The sequence below is a fragment of the Ruegeria sp. BHSB058 genome (assembly GCF_059613285.1).
On the sequence record NZ_JBXWSF010000048.1, the window covers coordinates 16,483 to 30,444 of the forward strand.

General features: G+C 57.9%; 12 protein-coding genes. 1 reads left to right on the top strand and 11 read right to left on the bottom strand.

The genetic code is table 11. The features are described from left to right. Positions 1 to 260: 260 nt before the first annotated feature. From AC2FNB_RS13030 to cuyA, 5 genes are all read right to left on the bottom strand, one after another. Positions 261 to 983 carry an alpha/beta fold hydrolase gene (locus AC2FNB_RS13030; protein WP_480749227.1) on the bottom strand — a complete coding sequence of 241 codons (723 nt, stop codon included), beginning with the start codon at positions 981 to 983 and terminating at the stop codon, positions 261 to 263. Next, positions 980 to 2,524: an ABC transporter permease subunit gene (locus AC2FNB_RS13035; protein ID WP_480749228.1), complete on the bottom strand. Its 1,545-nt coding sequence runs from the start codon at positions 2,522 to 2,524 to the stop codon at positions 980 to 982. Before AC2FNB_RS13035 ends, AC2FNB_RS13030 begins: the two co-directional genes overlap by 4 nt. Then, complete coding sequence (locus AC2FNB_RS13040) at positions 2,521 to 3,576, bottom strand: quaternary amine ABC transporter ATP-binding protein (protein ID WP_170506780.1); 1,056 nt, start codon at positions 3,574 to 3,576, stop codon at positions 2,521 to 2,523. The genes AC2FNB_RS13035 and AC2FNB_RS13040 overlap by 4 nt, the downstream gene beginning before the upstream one ends. 69 nt (positions 3,577 to 3,645) lie before the next feature. Next, positions 3,646 to 4,605 (bottom strand): ABC transporter substrate-binding protein, encoded by a 960-nt coding sequence (locus AC2FNB_RS13045; RefSeq protein WP_480749229.1) that lies wholly within the window; start codon positions 4,603 to 4,605, stop codon positions 3,646 to 3,648. Between the two features lie 33 nt (positions 4,606 to 4,638). Next, entirely contained in the window at positions 4,639 to 5,652 is a 1,014-nt protein-coding gene (gene cuyA, locus AC2FNB_RS13050; protein ID WP_480749337.1) for a D-cysteate sulfo-lyase, read from the bottom strand. A 68-nt stretch (positions 5,653 to 5,720) separates the two neighbouring features. Between cuyA and AC2FNB_RS13055 the strand changes: the two genes are divergently transcribed. Then, positions 5,721 to 6,749, top strand: coding sequence for a LysR family transcriptional regulator (locus tag AC2FNB_RS13055; protein WP_496746954.1), 1,029 nt, complete (start codon positions 5,721 to 5,723; stop codon positions 6,747 to 6,749). Positions 6,750 to 7,044: 295 nt separating this feature from the next. On the opposite strand, the gene AC2FNB_RS13060 is transcribed toward AC2FNB_RS13055, so the two are convergent. The 6 genes from AC2FNB_RS13060 to AC2FNB_RS13085 form a co-directional block, all read right to left on the bottom strand. After that, entirely contained in the window at positions 7,045 to 7,950 is a 906-nt protein-coding gene (locus tag AC2FNB_RS13060; RefSeq protein WP_496746956.1) for a LysR substrate-binding domain-containing protein, read from the bottom strand. A gap of 70 nt (positions 7,951 to 8,020) precedes the next feature. Beyond that, entirely contained in the window at positions 8,021 to 9,364 is a 1,344-nt protein-coding gene (locus tag AC2FNB_RS13065) for an MmgE/PrpD family protein (RefSeq protein ID WP_496746959.1), read from the bottom strand. Beyond that, positions 9,364 to 10,554: a pyridoxal phosphate-dependent aminotransferase gene (locus AC2FNB_RS13070; RefSeq protein ID WP_496746963.1), complete on the bottom strand. Its 1,191-nt coding sequence runs from the start codon at positions 10,552 to 10,554 to the stop codon at positions 9,364 to 9,366. Before AC2FNB_RS13070 ends, AC2FNB_RS13065 begins: the two co-directional genes overlap by 1 nt. Further along, positions 10,554 to 12,194 carry a thiamine pyrophosphate-dependent enzyme gene (locus AC2FNB_RS13075; RefSeq protein WP_496746967.1) on the bottom strand — a complete coding sequence of 547 codons (1,641 nt, stop codon included), beginning with the start codon at positions 12,192 to 12,194 and terminating at the stop codon, positions 10,554 to 10,556. Before AC2FNB_RS13075 ends, AC2FNB_RS13070 begins: the two co-directional genes overlap by 1 nt. A gap of 89 nt (positions 12,195 to 12,283) precedes the next feature. Then, the gene (dapF, locus tag AC2FNB_RS13080) at positions 12,284 to 13,108 is read right to left on the bottom strand and encodes a diaminopimelate epimerase (RefSeq protein WP_496746969.1); all 825 of its coding nucleotides are present in this window, start codon (positions 13,106 to 13,108) and stop codon (positions 12,284 to 12,286) included. Between the two features lie 4 nt (positions 13,109 to 13,112). After that, entirely contained in the window at positions 13,113 to 13,853 is a 741-nt protein-coding gene (locus AC2FNB_RS13085) for an amino acid ABC transporter ATP-binding protein (RefSeq protein ID WP_496746970.1), read from the bottom strand. Positions 13,854 to 13,962 lie beyond the last annotated feature (109 nt).

The following is a 13,962-nucleotide window of genomic DNA, read 5'->3' on the forward strand; positions in this document are numbered from 1 at the left end:
ATAAGCACATCCATACTAGCAGACCTATCCGCTGAGCGCAGTATAGGTAAATCTGGGCTCGGCGCCGCCATTCTCTGCGGCTGGCACCGACTGGCGGTCAGAGCCCCGAGCCGACATTGCCGCTCAGCTTAGGTGCTGCGGATGCATTCGGCAGCTTTTGGTCGATTGCAGACCACGTTCCTCAAGGTGATGAAAACGAACACTGCGGACAAAGCTGATCTTGGCTGCCGCCCTGCAAAAGTCCAAGTTGTTGGGATTGCTCAGCGGTCCAAAAAGTCGGAGATTAAACGTGTGAAAAAATCAGGTCTCTCGGCATGTAGAGCGTGAGCGCAACCTGGCACAACTGCTAACAATGTATTGGGAATTGTTTCCCAAAGCATTTGAATTTGGCTCCACGGATATGTCCGATCTTGATCGCCCCAAAGCACAAGAGTTTCCTGCCGGATCCGGCTAAGGTTCTGCTCTCCTGACCAGGATTGCATCGCTTCAAGCCCAGCATTTATGGCGGCCAGTTTGGCTTGAGCGGCGATCCCGGCGCAGTGTTCATATCCTGGCGCAGCTTCGCAATCCAGAAACCAAGTCGCTGCGATCCTACGTGCGGTGGCCGCCGGGCCGTCTTCCGCAGCGCGTTTTTTACTGTGTTCAATGGTCTCGAACCGCCCCGGCAAAACACCGACCGCGCCCGTTGCGTAAAGCACAAGACGGTCAATCCTTTCAGCCTCGCGCAAGGCAATTTCCTGAGCGATCATACCGCCCATGGAGTGACCCAGCAGATGATATTCCTCTACTCCAAGGCCGCGGAGATGCCGGACGACCCAATCCGCATATCCGCCAATACTGTCAATTGGCGGCAGATAGGCATTTGCGCCGAACCCAGGCAGGTCGACTGCAATCACATCAGTATACTGCTGCAGGGCATCACGACACCCATCCCATTGTGCGCTGCCCCCCATGAAACCATGAACAAGGACAAGGGGGATCACTTTCGCTGACCTTGAACGATCCGATCAAGGATCATCGCACAGAAGAGAATGGCAAAACCTGCGAGGATACCCTGGCCCACATTGGCGTATTGCAGCGCCTCGAGGACGTCTTCGCCCAGCCCTTTCGCGCCAATAAGCGAGGCCACCACGACCATGGCCAGCGACAGCATGATTGTCTGGTTGATGCCCGCGCGAATGGAGGGGCTGGCGAGCGGCAGATCGACCTTGGTGAGAAGGTACCACTTGTTGGCGCCAAAACTGATCGCGGCTTCACGCACGCTTTCAGGAACACCGCGCAGACCCAAAACGGTAAGGCGTACCACAGGTGTCCCGCCGAAGATCATAGTGACAATCACTGCCGCTGGCTTGCCAACACCAAAAAAAGCAATCACAGGCACCATGAAGACAAAGGCAGGCATGGTCTGCATGAAATCCATAATCGGCTGGATGACAGCATAGAACCGCGGTCGGCGAGCAGAGAACATGCCCAAAGGAATGCCAATCACGATGGAAAGCAGCGCTGCAGTGCCGAGAAGCGCCAAAGTGGTCATAGCTTTTTCCCAGAAGCCGAGAAGGCCCATGTAGGCCAGAAAGGCACCAGACCATATAGCCATGCGCAACCCAGCCGTGAGCCAGGTCAACAGAACGATCAGCGAGGCCACCACAATCCAAGGCGTTTGAACCAGTGCAACCTCCATGGCATCCAGCAACCAGCGAATGGCCGCGGTGAGCCCTTCAAAGAACGCCACACTGTTGGCGACGCACCAGGCGATAAAACCCTCTACGCTGTCAATACTGGCCAGGCGGATTGAGTTGTCCGTCGGAAACTCGCTGAGAAATGAAAAACGGCCGGGGAAACTGTAGTGGATCATTGCGGTCGCGACCAACAAGATCATGAAACCCGCGCTGAAAACAATCTGACTGACCGGCATGCCAGAGCGAATGGCGCGATCTGAGAGCCAGTCAGAAAACCGGGCCTCCAGTGCCCAGTTGGCGGCCACAGCCTGTATGAGCTTAGCCACAAGCAAGATGATAACCCCGGTGAGTGCAATCGACGGACCTTGCGCGGCGAGCAGCTCTGCCTCGGCGCGGAAACCTTCAATGTTGGCCTCCAGCCCTTCGATCTGGCGCTGGATGGCGGCGGCTCGATCCGAGCCGCTTTCTTGAGCTGCAGCAAGCTGCTGGTAGCGCAAATCGAGCGTACCTTCGATCGAGGTCACACGGGCCAGCGCATCCGCTCCCAGATCTCCGAATAGGCCCCGCGCTATCTGCACAAAGCCGATTGCCTCGACGACAAGAAAGGCCAATGCCCATGACCAAAGTCCGCGTGCGCCGAACCAGATCGGACCAAAAAGCCCGGCCATCACATTGAAGGTTGCCGTAAAGCGCGCGGACGAACCGATCTTGTCGAAGTTGCGGATGTAGTAGTCGGGACTTGTGCGCACAAAGGTGCGGATATTCTCGCGGCGTTCCTCGGCGTAGGCCTGCGCGGCTTCGCTTTCTGTGTCTTCAAGGGGGTTCACACCAAGATCTTCGCTCATGACATTTCCGTCCCTTCAATCACGGTGCGCAACAGATCTGCGCGAGTGATGACACCTCTGTCTTCGCCGCCTTCGGACACCAGAACCGGCCGTTCATCGTCGATGGCTCGCGTAATTAAAGCGGAAAGCGTCTCATTGTGGTCCACCCGGTCGATGTCAGCGGGCAGCGGGCCGTGCGTGGCGAGGTAGCTGTCCAAGGGTTGCATCGCCGCATGAGCATGCACCACCTTCAGGCGCGATATCCCGGCCACGAAATCAGCAACGTAGTCATCAGCGGGATGCATGACAATGTCCTCAGCCGAGCCGATCTGCACCATTTTGCCATCACGCATGATCGCAATCCGGTCTCCTATACGGACGGCCTCATCCAGATCATGAGTGATGAAGATCGTGGTCTTTTTGAGGATTTTGGACAGCCGGATGAACTCATCCTGCAATTGTCGCCGGATCAGGGGATCAAGTGCGGAGAAGGGCTCATCCATCAATAGAACATCAGGGTTGGCCGCGAGCGCCCGGGCAAGCCCCACACGTTGCTGCATGCCGCCAGAGAGTTCGTGAGCGAATTTCGACCCCCAAGCCCCCAATTCGACAATGTCGAGAATGGCGGCCGCCTGCCGCATGCGCTCGTTCTTGGCGACCTGGCGGATTTCCAGGGGCATTGCTACGTTATCAAGGACTGAACGGTGGGGCATCAGCGCAAAGTTCTGGAAGACCATCCCGATTTTTCGGTTGCGGAAAGCCTGAAGTTCCTTTGTGCCGAGTGCCATGACGTCCGTGCCTTCGATCTCGATCTTGCCGGCCGTTGGTTCGAGCAGGCGATTGAAATGGCGCACGAGTGTGGATTTGCCGCTCCCTGATAGGCCCATGATACAGAAGATCTCACCGCGTTTGACGTCGAGGCTGACATCGGCCACGCCCACCACCGCGTTGAATTCAGCAAGGACTTCAGCCTTGGTCAGCCCCCGCGCACGAATGGCTTCAAGAGCGGCCTCGGGTTTTGCCCCGAAGATTTTCCAGATGTTGGAAATTTCGATTACAGTCTCGTCGCTCATCCGCCCACCCGTGCGTGCCTTCAAGTGGGGCGGCACCGCTAGGTGCTGCCCGTTGTTTTTTGGCCTGGCTCAGAGACCCAGCATCGAATCTACGCGCTCGGAATTGGCGTTAACCCATTCGGCCGCAACTTCCTCAGCATCCCGCCCATTGGCACTGATCTCGAAGGCCAGCGAGCTCACGTCATCGGCGGTCAGGGAGAAGTTCGCGAAGAACTCCGCAATCGCCGGCGAGCGATCTGCAAGCGAGTTGGACCAGGCGATCTGCACTTCCTTCAGGGCGTCCTTGCTGGCAACCATCGACTTGTTGTACCAATCAGGATCGTCGGAGGGCTGCACCATGACGTATTTTTCGGGGTCATAAGTCGGTTCGGTCAGCATCACCACGTCGAACATGTACCAGACAGCATGCGGCTCATAACAGTAGAAGGCATATCCTTCGTTTTTGGCTATACTGTCCTTGATGCGCGCGGTCTTTACAGCTTCCTCGGCGCGGATCGGGTCGATGAAATCCAACAGGCCATAGTCGCGCACCTTTACCTCGTTGACATTGGCCGAGGCCCAGCCGGGTGCACCGATCCACATTTCACCCTTACCATTGCCATCGCTGTCCATCGCAGCCGCCACATCGGGGCGTCCAAGATCCGCGATGTCGGTGATATTCATCTCTGCGGCAAAGTCTTTGGAGACACAGAAACCCTGATTGCCCTGATAGGGGTTCGATGACAACGTCACTGTGCCGGCACCATCAACATATTGCTTGGTGAACGCTTCCTGGTTTGGCAACCATACATCTGGATGAACATCGATATCACCCTTACCCTGATCCATCGCTTGAAAAATCGTAGCATTGTTACCAGGCACGTACTCCACCGTGCCGCCAATGCGAGTGGTCACGATCTCACCCAAGACATGAGCAATAGCCTGTGCTCCGGTCCATGTGGGAACACCGATCTTAACCTCTTCAGCGGCGAGTGGTGCGCCGAGAGCTGAAACCAAAGCCGCGCTGATCAAGTATTTTTTTAGTGTCATTTGATATCTCCTTGTTGGTTTTTTTGTATATTTTCAGGCCACGTAGCCAGGAAGTTCGAAAGTTTCGGGATAGCCAAACAGGGCTGCACTTCCGCCGGTGTGCAGAAAGACGACATTGTCCATGCCGTCGAAATAGCCTTTGCGGGTTTGGTCGATGAGACCATCCAACCCTTTACCGGAATAGACCGGGTCGAACAGAAGCCCTTCGGTGCGGGCCAACAGCTTGAGCGCGTCAATCATCCCTTTGGTCGGAAGACCATATCCTGCACCGACGTAGTCGCAGTTTGCGCGCACATTTTCGCGCGCAATGGGCGTACCCGTCTCCATATACTCGACAGTACGTACGGCCAGATCATGGACCATGCCTTCCTGTTTGTCTTGCGGGGCCCGCACGCCGATGCCCAAAAGGTGAATGTCACTTTCTAGGGCGGCAAGACCGGCGACTAATCCGGCTTGTGTGCCCGAGCTGCCGGTCGCATGTACCAGCGCATCAATTTTCAACCCGGCATTGGCGGCCTGTTCGCACAACTCGCGCGCGCAGTTCACGTAGCCCAATGCCCCGATCGGGTTCGATCCACCGCCCGGGATGATGTAAGGGTTTTTGCCTTCTGACTTCATCTGCGCAGCGCAGGCTTCCATCTCGGCGTTCATGTCTGCGCCACCGGGACGCTTGGAGACACTGGCACCATGCAATCGATCCAACAGGACGTTTCCATTCAGAATATAGTTCGGGTCATTGGAACCCGTACGATCCTCAAGCAGGATATGGCACGCAAGGCCAAGTTTTGCGGCCGCCGCTGCTGTCTGACGCGCGTGATTAGATTGCGTCGCCCCTTGCGTGATGATTGTATCTGCGCCTTTCTGGACTGCGTCAGCCATCAGAAATTCCAGCTTACGGGTCTTGTTCCCACCCGACGAGAGGCCAGTGCAATCATCCCGTTTGACCCAAAACCGAGGACCACCCAAAGCCTCGCTCAGGCGATCCATCGGCTCCAACGGCGTAGGAAGATGACCAAGCGATACCCGGGGAAATTTCGCCAGCGTCAGCGATAATTCCTTGCACAAGCTCAAAACCATCTCCGGCGCGACCATCTTGTCACCGCCGGTCATCTGAATTGTCTCCGCCACCACACTCTCCCTGCTTTTGCCTACAGCCAAACACTTTCAAAAGAAAAAGAAGAAAAACAGTGCATATTACGCAGGCTGCTCATACATTTTGTTTGGGTACTCGGGAGGTGCGGATGAATATGCTGTGGTTTGATGATGTTCTGGCCCTTCTGGAAGAGCGGAACATGACGCGGGCCGCGGCCCGCAGAAACATCACACAACCAGCGTTCTCAAGGCGTATTCGCAGTTTTGAGGAGTGGCTGGGGATTGAAGTTCTCGATCGCAAATCGAACCGGGTCGAGATCAGTCCAGCACTGGCCTCTAACGAGGCCGAAATCCGCTCTTTGATCGCAAGGCTAAATGACCTGCGCACAAAAATTGCGCAACATGACCCCACCGTTTCGATTGTGACGATCGCCGCGACACACGCATCGGTCGTCTCCACCTTCCCTGATATGGCATTGCGTGCACGTGCCACGTTCAAGGGGCTCCGTTTTCGCCTCAGGACTGCCAATCTGAACGATTGCGTCACTCTGTTCCTGCGCGGCGATACCAACATGCTGCTATGCTATGAGGCGCGAAACGTCGCCCCAATGCCGTTCGGAGCAGGCATACGTCGCGGCACTTGGGGTCACGACTACCTCGTTCCGGTCATCGGTGGCGGATTGCGGTATGCAGTGCGCGGAAACGGCGACGTGCCTTTGGATACGCCAGCGATCGTCTATCCCGAAAACAGCTATTTCGGCGAAGCATTGAACAAAAGCAAACTCCCGTTCGGAACCGCCGATTTCAGCAAAAACCCCGTTTGCCAGACGGCCTTTTCAAGTGGAGCAAAGGAAATGATCCTGAACGGTCTCGGTGTTGGTTGGTTGCCGTTCAGCATGGTGCACAAGGAAATTGAAAGCGGCGAGCTGATCTCCCTACGCAATCAATTGGGTCAGGAAAAGCTCGACGTGGTGGTCTATGCCCATCACCAGACCAAGATAGCGAAAATGTTGCTTGATTTCTGGACAAACAGGACGTTTTCAAAGTCTTGAGCCGATAAGACGCCAATCAGCGCCAAAGACCATAGCCATCTGTCGGCACCAAATATTGACTGCTGAAAGCTGTGCGAAATTGCCGCGCTTCTCGCGGCATCCTATCCCACAGTCGTCCGGATTTCGTAAATATTCAGTGATCGCTTTGGGCTCTCGCCCGGCTTTCGCCGCACGCTAAACGAATGGCTGCTGTCGGGAAGCGGGCCAAACTTTGCAAAGTTGGCTTTCCATGCATAACAGCCGCACTGGCCTGCCCATGCTGCACAAGCACTGCGGGATGTCCAGAATAGGACAGTTAGCTAAGCTGAAATTCCCTGGCACAAATACGCAATAGCCAATTGCGGAACTGCGTTACGACGCGTGCACCATCGGCTCGGTATGAGGTCAGAAGATAGTACGCGTTGCCTGTTGGCAGGTTCAATTCCAGTGGCGCGACCAGATTTCCTTTGCGCCGACCTTCTTCGCCAAAAGGTCGGCGATCCATGGCCCAACCCAACCCGCTTTGTGCGGCCTGCAACGCATTCGAGCGATTGTCCATTTCGGCAATCGGTTTCCACGCAGTTTCAGTCAGACCCGCTGCGGAAAACCAGAGGCCCCATTCGTTTACATGATGCCGGCTTCGGATCAACGGTTCGGACAGCAACTCTTCGGGCGATGGAACTGATCCTCGCGCCGACAGGTAATCAGGCGAACAAACTGGTTGTATCACCTCGTCAAACAGTTTGATACAACGGGCCTCCTGCGGCGGTTTGTCTGCATAAACAATGGCCATGTCGATATCGCTGCCACTCAGTGTGATTTCCTCGGGCATCGTGATGATATTGATCTTCACGTTGGGGGCAGCTTCGCGCAGGTTCGGCAGCTTTGGGATCAACCACATATTCGCCAGTGACTGGTACATATGGACCGAAACAGACTGGTCGCTTTTTTTGTCCGTGTATTTCGCAAAAGCCGCATCAAGCGTGTCCAGCGCCTGACGTATCGGTTCGTACAAGGCCTTGCCTTCTGCCGTCAGTTCAGCCGCCTGGTTGGTTCCGCGTTCCAGCAAGGTCGTGCCAACAAATGCCTCCAGAGATCTTATCTGATGGCTAATCGCAGAACCGGTGATATTGAGTTCCTGAGCGGCTTCTACATTGCGCCCTAGCCGGACAACGGCCTCGAAGGCGCGGATCGCGGCAAAGGGCGGAATCTTGCGTGACATCTGACTACCTGAACTTGCGGGGACAAACGGACCCTAAGGTAAATTTTCAGCGGCTCCCAGCGCTTTCAGCTCAGAGTTTCGTGGTACACAAGGCCAATAGGCGTTTCAGTTCAGGCGCTGATAGATGATCAAACTGCGCTGACAGATCATGAATTTCGGTGGCCCGTTCCTTGCCCAAAACCGGATCAGCCAGCAGATGGAATTTCTCGGTGATCTGACTGTCGCTCAGCGGATTATCCGCATCACCGCGCGGGGTGCGGGGATTGTCTTCGATCCGGCGACCGTCGTTGAGTACAATCGTTACCTGCGCCCAACGCTTTTCGATGCTAATGCGGGTCATTTCCGCGTCGTCGATAAGTTGGGTTGCCCGACTGATGCGCAGGATATCCGGGTCGCGCAGGGCCCCATCGGTCAATTCCGGCACGCCAACCTGACCACGCACGATCATTGCAGCCACTGGAAAGGCGATGGCATAGGCGAATTCATCCTGATTTTGCGGCTCATGCCCGGCCAGACGGGTGGCATAGTGGAAGGTGCGGATTTCGACGCTTTCCACCTGCTCATGGGTAAACCCATGCTCGGCCATCATGTCATGCACGGCATCCAGCGAGGGATGCGCCCAGCGGCAACAAGGGTAGGCTTTGTAGTGGGTATGATCGATCAAGCGCCAACCCTGTCCCAGATCGGACCAGAATTCAGCCCCGTCCTCGCCTTCGCAGGTTAGCGCGGGTGCGCCTGTGAACCCTTCCATCGCCAGATAGGCCGCTGTTACGCCCGAAGGTGCACCCCAGCCGACCCCGTCGCGCAGCATGGTCGGGTGGTCAATACAGCGCATCATCTGGCTGCGAGGCCCATGATATTCGCCGATGCCAGCTGCGTGGCGGATCTGTTCCGCGCTGCCACCCAGCAGTTTCGCCCCGGCGCCGGCCACGCCGACGGCGGTCCAGGCCCCCGAGGTATGATAATCGGCGCAGGTGGCGTGCTGCACCAGACCAGCGCGGTATGAGATTTCATAGGCAGCAGCGAGGATTTCAGCAAAGCGCTTGCCGTCAATATCCTGATTGCTGGCCTGCGCCATGGCGATCAATGCCGGAAAGATCGCGGAACCCGCATGGCCCTTGCAGGGGGTCGTCCCATCATGTGCGTCGATGCTGTCTATGGTGAAGGCCCCAGCCATGGCAGCCCCGACGGGGCTGACCGACCGACCATCCATCAGCATGCGCGCCCCTCCGGCACTGCCCGCACCAAAAATCAACGGTGCGGTGCGCCGGGCAATCCCTGACAATTCGGTCGTGGCCCCCACGGCGGCGACGCCCATTGTGTCGGTGAATGAGCGGCGCAAGGTCCACAGCGCCGCTTCAGGCAGATCGTCATAGCTCAGCTCGGCGGCGAATTGATCGAATCTGGGGGGCATCAGCTCAGCCTCTCGATGGCGGTTTTCATTCGGTTGACCCCTTCGACGATATTGTCTTCCGAGGTTGCGATCGACATACGGAAAAACGGATCGCAGGAGAACCCCGGACCGGGCACGACAACTGCCCCATGATCCATCAGATAGGCTGCCAGATCGGTTGAGTTGTTCAGCTTCGCGCCATCCGGTGTCGTGAGACCTAAAAGCGCTCCGCAATCGGGCATCAGATAGAACGCACCGCCTGGTTTCTGTGTGGTCAAACCTTCAATCTGGGCCAGCCCGGCCAGGGCCACATCCCGGCGGTGCTGATAGGTGGCGCACCAGTCTTTCAGGAAATCCTGCGGCCCTGTCAGCGCGGCCACGGTAGCGGCCTGAGAGACCGAGCATGGCCCGCCATTGGTCTGACTGAACAGGCTGCGAATACCGCCTGTCCACCAATCCGGCCCGCCCGCATAGCCGATGCGCCAGCCGGTCATGGCATAGGATTTCGACACACCGTTAACGGTAAGGATACGATCTTGCAGATCGGGCGCAGTGGCCGCCAGCGCCGCAAACTCAGCCCCGTCAAAGATAATATGTTCATAAAGGTCATCAGAGATCACATTGACATGGGCGTGCCTGCGCAGAACCTGTGCCAGCGCCTCCAGCTCGACCGCCGAATAAACCGCGCCAGTCGGGTTCGATGGCGAACAGAGCATCAGCAACCGGGTACGGGGCGTGATTGCACCCTCCAGCGCCTCGGGCGTCAGCTTGAATGCCGTCGCAGCCGTATCGACCAGCACAGGAGCACCGCCCACCGCCTGCACCATCCCCAGATGCGAAGCCCAGAGTGGCACCGGCAAGATCATCTCATCCCCTGCGTTTAACACCGCCTGAATGGCCGAGGCCAAAAGGGGTTTCGCGCCCGAGCAGACGATGATTTCCGAAGTGGTGAATGCCAGCCCGTTGTCGCGCTGGAATTTCTCGATCACAGCCGCTTTGACCGCACCGGTGCCATCGGTGGGGGTATAGCGTGTCTCGCCCGCGCGGATGGCCGCAATCCCGGCCTCGCAGATATGGACGGGGGTGTCGAAATCTGGCTCGCCCACAGAAAAATCGATCACATCGGCCCCGGCTTGCCGCAGCTCATAGGCTTTGTTGAAAACGCCAATAATGGGCGATGGGGGAAGGGCATCGACGAGGCTTGACAGCATCAGGACGCCTCCGCCAGATCGGCCAGCGTCAGGTTGGGGCCGAGGCTGTCCGGTCCCACCAGAATGTGGATAACGGCGGCCTTGCCCGAGGCCCGCGCACGTTCCAGTGCAGGCGCAAATTCAGCGGTGGTTTCCACCCGCTCGCCATGAGCGCCATAGCCCTGCGCCACGACGGCGAAATCGGGGTTGGTCAGCGATGTGCCCGTCACACGGCCCGGGTGCTTGCGTTCCTGATTGGTGCGGATCGTGCCGTATGAGCCATTGTCGACGATGATGAAAATAGGATCGAGGCCGTACTGTACCGCCGTCGCCAGCTCCTGCCCGTTCATCAGGAAATCACCATCACCTGCGATGTAAACGGCTGGTGCATAGGGTCGCGCCACCTTGGCCGCCACCGCTGCCGGAACCCCCATGCCCATTGCGCCCGAAATCGGCGCAAGAGCGCCCAGAAACTGACGGTAGTTGAAGTGGATATTGGGCCAGTCTGCGGCGTTGCCCGCGCCTGTGGTCATGGTGGTCTCATCGGGCAGCGTTGTGTTGAGCACGCGCATCACCTCGGCCATATCGACCGGGCCGCGCTGTGCTGGCAGTGACCGCATCGCCTCATAATCCGCACGCGCCTGCGCGGGAGAGTGCCGCTTGGCCACCGGCAGCAGAGCCAGTGATTTCGCCGCCTCGTTCGGGTCGGCCAGAATGGGCAAATCGGCATGATAAAGCCGCCCCAGATCTTCGGCCCCCGGCAGGATATGAACCAGTTTACAGGCTGGTTGCGGGGCCTTGATCAGGCTGAATTTCAGCGTGGTGCCATCGTTCAGCCGTGCACCCAGTGCAATCACCAGATCGGCGGATTTGGCATATTCATTTGGCATCGGATTGCCGCCAAAGCCCAGGTTGCCGATGAAATTCGGATGGTCATGGGGAAACAGCCCCTGCCTGCGAAACCCAACCGCGACCGGCAAGCCGTGATCCTCGGCAAATCTAAGGGCGGCGGTGTGCCCGTCCCCGGTCCAGCAGGTGCCGCCCAGCAAAAGCAGGGGGCGTTCGGCCTGCGCCAGCAGGTCAGCCACCTGCTCCATATCCGCAGGGGAAGGTGACGGAGGGGTCAGCTTGATTGCGGGCAGATCGGGCGTGTCGGTTGGTTCGGCCAGCATATCCTCGGGCAAGGCCAGCGCCACTGGACCGGGCCGCCCGGACAGTGCCGTGCGGAAAGCACGGTTGAGATATTCTGGAATGCGGGCGGGATCGTCGATTTCGGCCACCCATTTGACCATATGACCCAGATAGCGGCGATAATCGACCTCCTGAAACGCTTCTTTGTCACGATGGGCGCGTGGGATCTGCCCGATAAGCAGGATCAGCGGGGTCGAGCCCTGCTGGGCGGTATGCACCCCGATCGAGGCATTGGTCACCCCCGGACCCCGGGTGACAAAACACACACCCGGCTTGCCGGTCGCATCCGAGTAAGCCGCCGCCATGAAGGCCGCGCCGCCCTCTTGCCGGGTGGTGTAGTATTTCAGCGTGTTCGAGCAATCATGCAGCGCATCCAACGCGGCCAGATAGCTTTCGCCGGGCACGCCAAATATGGCTTCGACCCCGTTGACCCGCAGCATATCGATCAGCACCTGTCCGCCTGTCCGCATGGCGATCACTCCTCTCGTTCCGTATTCATTCTTTGCCAACCTTAAGTTTGGCTGGAAATTGAAAATCTCGCACCGGGGCTGAAGCGAATTCACCCCGAAAACCGGTATTGCCCGGTAAAGCAATGGGCCACCGGTCCGGTCATCTCGGCCACCTCGTCAGACCGGATGCGGATTGTGACTTTTCCGGCGGGCATTTGAACCTGAACCTCTGACTGGTCGGTGCGGCCCGATAGCCGCGCCGCCTGCACCGCCGCACAGGCACCCGAGCCGCAGGCCGTGGTCAGAACGCCGGGGCGTTCATAAACTGACAGCCGCATCTGGGATGGGGACAGCATCTGAACCAGACCCACATTGACACTTTCGACAAAAATCGGGTTGGCCATGATATCCGGGGCCAAGGCTGTCAGATCCACTGCATCCAGATCGTCCGTGAAATACACCGCATGAGGATTGCCGATGCTTACGCCCACCGGGTTTTGCAGCGGCCCGTTACCCACGGGCAATGCCATCATGTCTTGCGGTGTACTCAGTGGCATCGCCTGCCAGTCCTGCGTCAATGCCCCCATCTCCACCTGCACCAGATGATCCCCGCGGCGCCTGGCGCGCAGGGGGCCAACCCTGGTGGACAGGGTGATCTCGTCAGCCCCGGCCTCCTCCAGCAGCAACCAGGCCACGCAGCGGGTGGCGTTGCCGCAGGCCTGTACCTCGGTCCCGTCGATGTTGTAGATCCGCAGATCGGCAATCACTTCAGGCCGGTCTGACGGTTCCAGAACCACAAGCTCATCCGCGCCCACACCCACCTTCGGGTCGCAAACCCAGATGATCTCTTCGGGCGTCCGGCCATAGGGCGTGGTTCGGGCGTCCACGATCACAAAGTGATTGCGTAGACCCTGCATCTTTACGAATTCAGGCATGGGCTTAATGTTGCAGAATCTGGCTCAGGAAGGATTTGGTGCGTTCGCTTTGCGGATTGTCGAAGAAGTTCACGGGATCGTTTTCTTCGATGATCTGACCTTCATCCATAAAGATCACGCGATCAGCGACCGCCTTGGCAAAGCCCATCTCGTGCGTCACGCACACCATCGTCATCCCGTCGCGGGCAAGGCTGACCATCGTATCCAGAACCTCTGACACCATTTCAGGGTCCAGGGCCGAGGTCGGTTCGTCAAACAGCATCACCTTGGGGTTCATGCACAGCGACCGGGCAATGGCCACACGCTGCTGCTGGCCGCCTGACAGTTGGCCCGGAAATTTGTCAGCCTGCTCGGGAATACGCACTCGTTCGAGATATTTCATCGCCGTTTCGCGCGCCTCGGCTTCGGGCACACCGCGCACCCACATCGGCGCGGCCATCAGGTTTTGCAAGACCGACAGATGCGGGAACAGGTTGAAGTGCTGGAACACCATGCCAACTTCCATCCGAACCTTGTCGATATCCTTCATCTTCTGGTGCAGCTCGATCCCGTCGACGATGATCTGCCCTTCCTGATGCGCCTCAAGCCAGTTGAGTGTGCGGATCATGGTGGATTTACCCGAACCGGACGGCCCGCAGACGACGATCCTGTCGCCTTTGTTGACAGTAAAATTGATATTCCGCAGCGCGTGGTAGTTGCCATACCATTTGTTGACGTCGCGCATTTTGATGATGGGCTCTGCCATGACGCGGCCTCCTAATGGCTTTTGGTGCGGAAGTGACGCTCGATCCGGCCCTGGATCAGCTCCAGACACATCGACAGCATCCAATAGATCAGTGCAGCGGTGATCAACA

What these genes read in the sequence shown, in the direction of transcription:
- AC2FNB_RS13035 (WP_480749228.1), bottom strand. Translation starts at nt 2,524, where the DNA reads ATGAGCGAAGATCTTGGTGTGAACCCCCTTGAAGACACAGAAAGCGAA.
- AC2FNB_RS13040 (WP_170506780.1), bottom strand. Translation starts at nt 3,576, where the DNA reads ATGAGCGACGAGACTGTAATCGAAATTTCCAACATCTGGAAAATCTTC.
- AC2FNB_RS13075 (WP_496746967.1), bottom strand. Translation starts at nt 12,194, where the DNA reads ATGCGGACAGGCGGACAGGTGCTGATCGATATGCTGCGGGTCAACGGG.
- AC2FNB_RS13065 (WP_496746959.1), bottom strand. Translation starts at nt 9,364, where the DNA reads ATGCCCCCCAGATTCGATCAATTCGCCGCCGAGCTGAGCTATGACGAT.
- AC2FNB_RS13045 (WP_480749229.1), bottom strand. Translation starts at nt 4,605, where the DNA reads ATGACACTAAAAAAATACTTGATCAGCGCGGCTTTGGTTTCAGCTCTC.
- AC2FNB_RS13060 (WP_496746956.1), bottom strand. Translation starts at nt 7,950, where the DNA reads ATGTCACGCAAGATTCCGCCCTTTGCCGCGATCCGCGCCTTCGAGGCC.
- dapF (WP_496746969.1), bottom strand. Translation starts at nt 13,108, where the DNA reads ATGCCTGAATTCGTAAAGATGCAGGGTCTACGCAATCACTTTGTGATC.
- AC2FNB_RS13070 (WP_496746963.1), bottom strand. Translation starts at nt 10,554, where the DNA reads ATGCTGTCAAGCCTCGTCGATGCCCTTCCCCCATCGCCCATTATTGGC.
- AC2FNB_RS13085 (WP_496746970.1), bottom strand. Translation starts at nt 13,853, where the DNA reads ATGGCAGAGCCCATCATCAAAATGCGCGACGTCAACAAATGGTATGGC.